At 50.3% G+C, this 5,465-nt stretch carries 8 protein-coding genes and 1 tRNA gene; 6 read left to right on the plus strand and 3 right to left on the minus strand.

What is annotated here, in order from left to right; all coding sequences use genetic code 11:
- Positions 1-13 precede the first annotated feature (13 nt).
- Genes AC2VLY_RS00925 through AC2VLY_RS00935 form a run of 3 tightly spaced genes read left to right on the plus strand, consistent with a single transcriptional unit; the run spans position 14 to position 2,083 of the window.
- Complete coding sequence (locus AC2VLY_RS00925; RefSeq protein ID WP_486921615.1) at positions 14-508, plus strand: helix-turn-helix domain-containing protein; 495 nt, start codon at positions 14-16, stop codon at positions 506-508.
- Entirely contained in the window at positions 505-1,227 is a 723-nt protein-coding gene (locus AC2VLY_RS00930; protein ID WP_486921616.1) for a hypothetical protein, read from the plus strand. The genes AC2VLY_RS00925 and AC2VLY_RS00930 overlap by 4 nt, the downstream gene beginning before the upstream one ends.
- 1 nt (position 1,228) lies before the next feature.
- Positions 1,229-2,083, plus strand: a complete 855-nt coding sequence (locus AC2VLY_RS00935; RefSeq protein WP_486921617.1) for a DUF3037 domain-containing protein — start codon at positions 1,229-1,231, stop codon at positions 2,081-2,083.
- A 112-nt stretch (positions 2,084-2,195) separates the two neighbouring features.
- Here AC2VLY_RS00935 and AC2VLY_RS00940 read toward each other — a convergent pair whose 3' ends face one another.
- Complete coding sequence (locus AC2VLY_RS00940) at positions 2,196-2,384, minus strand: hypothetical protein (protein WP_486921618.1); 189 nt, start codon at positions 2,382-2,384, stop codon at positions 2,196-2,198.
- A gap of 137 nt (positions 2,385-2,521) precedes the next feature.
- Between AC2VLY_RS00940 and AC2VLY_RS00945 the strand changes: the two genes are divergently transcribed.
- Positions 2,522-2,779, plus strand: coding sequence for a hypothetical protein (locus AC2VLY_RS00945; protein ID WP_486921619.1), 258 nt, complete (start codon positions 2,522-2,524; stop codon positions 2,777-2,779).
- A gap of 80 nt (positions 2,780-2,859) precedes the next feature.
- Positions 2,860-3,060 carry a helix-turn-helix transcriptional regulator gene (locus AC2VLY_RS00950; RefSeq protein WP_486921620.1) on the plus strand — a complete coding sequence of 67 codons (201 nt, stop codon included), beginning with the start codon at positions 2,860-2,862 and terminating at the stop codon, positions 3,058-3,060.
- Here AC2VLY_RS00950 and AC2VLY_RS00955 read toward each other — a convergent pair.
- Both AC2VLY_RS00955 and AC2VLY_RS00960 read right to left on the minus strand, forming a co-directional pair.
- Positions 3,026-4,237 carry a tyrosine-type recombinase/integrase gene (locus tag AC2VLY_RS00955; RefSeq protein ID WP_486921621.1) on the minus strand — a complete coding sequence of 404 codons (1,212 nt, stop codon included), beginning with the start codon at positions 4,235-4,237 and terminating at the stop codon, positions 3,026-3,028. The two genes, AC2VLY_RS00950 and AC2VLY_RS00955, sit on opposite strands and share 35 nt — an antisense overlap.
- A 159-nt stretch (positions 4,238-4,396) precedes the next feature.
- Positions 4,397-4,483, minus strand: a tRNA-Leu gene (locus AC2VLY_RS00960).
- 335 nt (positions 4,484-4,818) lie between these two features.
- Between AC2VLY_RS00960 and AC2VLY_RS00965 the strand changes: the two genes are divergently transcribed.
- On the plus strand, positions 4,819-5,465 hold a 647-nt coding region (locus AC2VLY_RS00965; protein ID WP_486921622.1), incomplete at its 3' end, for a TonB-dependent receptor plug domain-containing protein.

The following is a 5,465-nucleotide window of genomic DNA, read 5'->3' on the forward strand; positions in this document are numbered from 1 at the left end:
CGATACTTAGATCATGGAAAACTTAAAGCGACGACGCGGGAAAGATGAAAGAACGCCTGATGAGCTAGCGGATGCTGCGCGCCTAAAAGTTCTATGGGGGAGAAGACCAAAAGGGCTCACCCAAGAGGCGGTGGCGAACAGAATGGGGGTCACGAAAGCCGTTGTATCGCAGCACCTGTCTGGAGTAACGGCGCTAACCTGGAAAGCTGTTCTGGTCTATTCCAACGTGCTTGGTGTTTCCACTAGTGAGATTAGTCCTCGCCTGACAAAGGAAAACCTTCCGTCTGCCCGGATGGACCAAGACCATTTAGAGGAGCGACCAAACAGCACTGGGGAAGGTTCCTTCCGGGCTCCTCCGGGCCTAGAAAATATCTGGGTTGAGTCACCCCCCGCTGCAAGAGCGCTGGTCGAGATAATCCTACAGAGATCTTCTGAAAAATCTCTGACCGACGAAGATATCCAGTTTCTTCTAGGAGCGGTAAGCAGAATCAGCAAGGGTCTGAAATGAATCAGATAGGCTTATTCCCAATCAAAATTGTAAGGGAGCAGAGATTTTCCGGCACGGCCACTCTCAGGCTGACCGGGTTCGCATTGAACGGAGAACAATACGCGATCAAAACCATTGATGACGGCGTACTTCTCCCAATCACCGAATGGTTTTGCTACCATTTGTGCTCCGCCGTCCGGATCCCGACCCCCGGATGGAATGTGATAGAGCGTCCCAATGGGACACTAGCCTTCGGTTCTCGAATCGATCAAGACACCAACCCTCTTGGGCACCTCAGTCCCAACCCAGTATTTATTTATAGCATCCTCAAAAGCCTCGCTTCGCCCCTTTCCCAAATGCTCTCTCTGGACTATTTCCTCCCCAACATCGATCGTCATATCAACAATATCCTTGTCCGTCAGCTTCCGAGCAATCATATAGTTGCATTGGCATTTGACTGGTCCCATGCATGCGACCCTGCCACGTTTGCGGGCTGGCCATGGCAACCCCCGAACAACAGTCTTTCAACGATAAATGCACTCAAGCAAGGCGGCGATTGGGATTCAAACTCCGCGCTCCAGACAAACTTGGACATCGCCGCAATTCCGGGAACGACCGTGAGGATATGGCTAGACGCCGCTCCCATAGAATGGATACCCAACCAGGATCCCGCCTGGATCAATCAAGTGGTACAATCGTGGGATCAAGCCAGAGCGGCTCGAATCAATCAGGTGCCTTAACATGGGACAGCTAGCTTACTACTCCGTTCTATATTACGTGCCGTACCTTTTCCGGAACGAGCAAGTGAATGTGGGGATCGTATCCTTTCTGCCATCGGGAGATGTGCGCGTCCACATTGCAGACAATCTCCGGAAGGTATTGGCTGTGCATCCTGCAGCAAATATCAATGAAATCAAGGATCTTTCCGTTACTATCCCGGCATTTTTGAAGCAGGCGGGATGCACGGGGAAAGACATATTTAATGTGCTTTCCAAGTTTGGGGCAGTCAAATGCTTTCCGGACCCATGCATGTTTTCTTATGTAGGGGAAGAAGGATATGAGAACATGGTCGAAAATATTCTTTTATCTCTGGTTAACCCAGAAAGAAAGAAATCTAAAAGAAATATCACTGATCGACTATTTTCTGAGATTAAAGAGACATTTAAAGCGTATAGATGGCTAGGGTATGACGATAAAGATATTAATAACCACATGATTGTTACACGTTTTCCGGTAGCTGCAGACCTTGGCATAAAAGCTGAATTTGCTCTCAAGAACGGGAAGCTTCACCTGATCGAATCGGTTGATCTCAGGCTTGGAACTTTTTCTCAAAAGCGGCAAGAGGCAATGAGCAAGATGCTGATTTTTGACGTAGCTGCGCGTGAAAGAAATGAAACGGTTAATAGTTATGTAGTTATATCAGGAGAAGAGGTTAAAAACATGAAGCCAATTGTATCGTTATTAGACCGGTATGCAGAAAATGTCGTCCGATGGGATGTTCCTGAGGATGTAGAAAACTTTCTCACATCTATGGAAGGAGCTACTGGTAAAATCCGGACACCGTTATTTCATTCCCCGGAGGGTGAAGGGAATTAGTCGGCACCTACGCAGCCGGTGGCACCTATCCGACCAGCAGGCGCGCAGCCCTCCTACGCCCAATGGGGTTTGGGGGGCCGTGCAGCTCCTGCTAACACTTGCAGAGTTCCACTTAACCAGCCACCTTACGTTGCGGCTCCGGCGCATCTTCTGCAGCCAGCGCATTCTGCTTTTCGGCCAACATTTCGGTCAATATAATCTTCTGCTCGCTCTCGATAAAGCGAGCCAAAACGGTTTTGATGAGGGTCTGATACCGCAGGCCACCGTTCCGTTCGCCAATCAGTTTTAGCCAATCAATCATTATAAGACCGATTGTTGACGCTCATAGAAACATTTTGCTCTTAAAATTAGCGGCGCTATTTACTTTATAATTTAGCGCCGCTATGCTTTCCCCATCGAAGCCGCCCATCCGGCGCGGCAACATGGAGGCCTACAGTCATGCAAAGAGCCATGCTCAATGGTGAGCCAATCAGGCAGGGGTTTCGCCCCGATGTTTCAATCCACGTCTCTGACGAGACGATATTGGAAGAGGTTACGCCTCCCCTCCCAAGCAAATCCTCTCAGAATCACGCAACAGTTTCCGTCGCCTACCGCGACGGCGCTGTACTGACATTCCTCTTCGATCGCTCCACAACCATCGTGGATCTGGTAGCGATGATTGGCCGCGCCGGAACAGTGCGGAAGGTGGCGCTGTAAAATAAATACTTTTTTGCTAACACTCACCATAAGCGTGGGCACACGTATAGCTCATCTTTTAAGAATCAAGGAGGCCCCAGATGAAACAACAGAATGAGCAGAGAATATTGCGATTACCCCAGGTAATGGAAATGGTTGGCCTGCGCAAAACGGCCGTCTATCAGCGCATCAAGGAGAACAGCTTCCCTGCACCAATCAAGTTGGGAAGCGCCAGTGGCTGGATACAAAACGACATTGAGGACTGGATCAATCAACAAGTGGCTCGCCGGCAAGGTCAGTAAGCCAGTCCGACCATACCTGCATCATGCGTTGGCGCTCTTGTAAGTAATGAGTCCGGTTATAGGCGCGGCCCAGGTGGTCCTTGACGGTGTGCGCCAACTGCATTTCAATCACTTCAGGACGAAAACCCAGTTCTTCATCCAGGAAAGTACGTGCAGTAGCGCGAAAGCCGTGACCTGTCACTTGTTCTTTGGTATATCCCATAATTCGCAAGGCCACAAGAACTGCATTTTCCGAGAGCGGTTTTTCTGTTGACCGGCCACCGGGAAATACGAAGGCAGTTTGCCCGGTGATTGCATGCAATCTTTCCAGTATCGCAATGGCTTGCGTGGACAGCGGAACCAAATGTGGTTCCCGCATCTTCATCTTTTCCTTTGGGATGTTCCAAGCCTTATTTTTCAAGTCAATTTCTTTCCACTCCGCCTTTCTCAATTCGCCTGGGCGTACAAACCAGAGTGCCTGCAGCAATAGGGCTGCGGACACTACGGCCCCTCCACTATATTGTTTAGCCCGCCGCAAAAAATCCCCTATGTCTTCCGCCTTCAAGAGTGCCGCACGGTGCTTGTCCCGATAGGGCATGAGCGCACCACGCAGCGGCACGGTAGGATCCGATTCTGCCCGGAGCGTTGCCACAGCATAACGGGATATGCGGCTGATGATGGACGCGAGCCGGTGTGCCGTCTCCTTGCGCCCAGTGGCTTCTATGGGCATCAATAGCGCCAGAACATCCGCTGGACGAATCTTGCTGATGTCGATATGACCCAGTGCTGGATAGACGAAACGCACCAGACGCGATTCCAGACGAACCGCCGTTGCTGGTGTTAAAACCCCTTTTTGCTTTTCCAGCCACTCCATGGCGATCGACTGAAAGGTATTGCTTGGCACTGCCTCTTGCTGGTTGAGGAGAGCTTTTACCTTTTCCTCTTTCCTTATTGCCCCAGGGTCCATCCCTTCACGAAGCAGTTTGCGGGCGTCCTCCCGCTTCTCTCTTGCGGCACTCAACGAGATTTCTGGATAAGGCCCGAAAGACAGTAGCTTTTGTTTCCCCGCATATCGATAGGCCATGCGCCAAAGCTTGGAACTGGACGTCACATAGAGAAAGAGTCCCTTTTCGTCAGCAAGCTTGTAGGGTTTGTCTTTGGGTTTGGCGCTGCGGACGCGGGTATCGGATAGGGACATGATGGTATGGTTGCTAAATGCGGGAAATACCCACAATTATACCCACAACTGTACCCGGATGCACGCGAACCGGCGCGGACGGCAACGAATGGAGAACCCGCTAAGGCACTAAAAGAAAAGGCGTTCGTGTACCTCCACGAACGCCTACGGACTTAAAAATGGTACCGAGAGTCGGACTCGAACCGACACGATGTCACCACCACCGGATTTTGAGTCCGGCGCGTCTACCAGTTCCGCCATCCCGGCAAAATAGCCAGCCAAGTATACCCCCAGGACCCATATACTTCAAGAGCTGGCCAAGCCCCTTACTCTCCATCTTTCTGTTTAGCTCTGAGAAACCACCCCCACTGTCACAAAAGGTTCACATAAATGTCATCACACCGTCACATTAGCATTGTATATTATACACAACAATTAGATAACCAAGCGTAAGCCCAAAGCAACTGTTTGAAATAAATACCGCCACCTTCTGGCCGCACTGTAAGTTCAGATGAGATATGGCAGGAAATTAAGACAACGCAAACTTGAAAATTGCGTTGTTAGGGGTTTTTGCGTCAAACACTAACGGAAGGGAGCCAATCATGATCAATCGCCGTAAGAAAGTAATTTATCTTGCCATTATTAGCGCCACTGTGAGCCTCTACGGCATTAGTGCAGAAGCTGATGAATCCTTGGGGACGGTAACCGGAACGGCTACAGCCAGCAACGATTTCTTCGGTAGCAGTCCCAATGTCAATACCGGAGAAACGCCCAAAAGCGACATCCAGCGCATCCAGAAATTCAATAAAAAAGCCACCAATCAGGAGACCCTGATCACCCGGGGGCAATTTGAAATGTTGGCACCCACCGACTCCTATACCCAGGTGTTGAACAACATGCCCAACGCCATGGTCGTCAGCAGTGGTGACAGCATGGACGGTGATGACGTTTATATCAACGGATTTGGCAAATCACTGATCAATTTTACCCTGGACGGCATACCGCTCAATGACAATGACAGCTATACCTATTACACCAACGAGTTCATCCCCTCTGTACTGGTAGCCGGGACCAAATATTATCCGGGCGCTGAATCTGCAGCGATTCCCGGGCTTTCTGCTTTCGGAGGCTCCGTAGAAACCTACATCCTCAAGCCCTCACAATCACCGTTTGTGCGCCCCATCGTCGGAGCTGGATCTTTCGGTAAATACAATGTCGGCGGTTTGATCAACACCGGTCTTTTTGCCAA

Source organism: Acidithiobacillus sp. TH-A36 (genome assembly GCF_057473445.1).

Bases quoted from the DNA above. Each gene is read 5' to 3' on its own strand.
- AC2VLY_RS00945 (WP_486921619.1), top strand. From the start codon at position 2,522: ATGCAAAGAGCCATGCTCAATGGTGAGCCAATCAGGCAGGGGTTTCGC.
- AC2VLY_RS00925 (WP_486921615.1), top strand. From the start codon at position 14: ATGGAAAACTTAAAGCGACGACGCGGGAAAGATGAAAGAACGCCTGAT.
- AC2VLY_RS00930 (WP_486921616.1), top strand. From the start codon at position 505: ATGAATCAGATAGGCTTATTCCCAATCAAAATTGTAAGGGAGCAGAGA.
- AC2VLY_RS00935 (WP_486921617.1), top strand. From the start codon at position 1,229: ATGGGACAGCTAGCTTACTACTCCGTTCTATATTACGTGCCGTACCTT.
- AC2VLY_RS00955 (WP_486921621.1), bottom strand. From the start codon at position 4,237: ATGTCCCTATCCGATACCCGCGTCCGCAGCGCCAAACCCAAAGACAAA.
- AC2VLY_RS00950 (WP_486921620.1), top strand. From the start codon at position 2,860: ATGAAACAACAGAATGAGCAGAGAATATTGCGATTACCCCAGGTAATG.
- AC2VLY_RS00940 (WP_486921618.1), bottom strand. From the start codon at position 2,384: ATGATTGATTGGCTAAAACTGATTGGCGAACGGAACGGTGGCCTGCGG.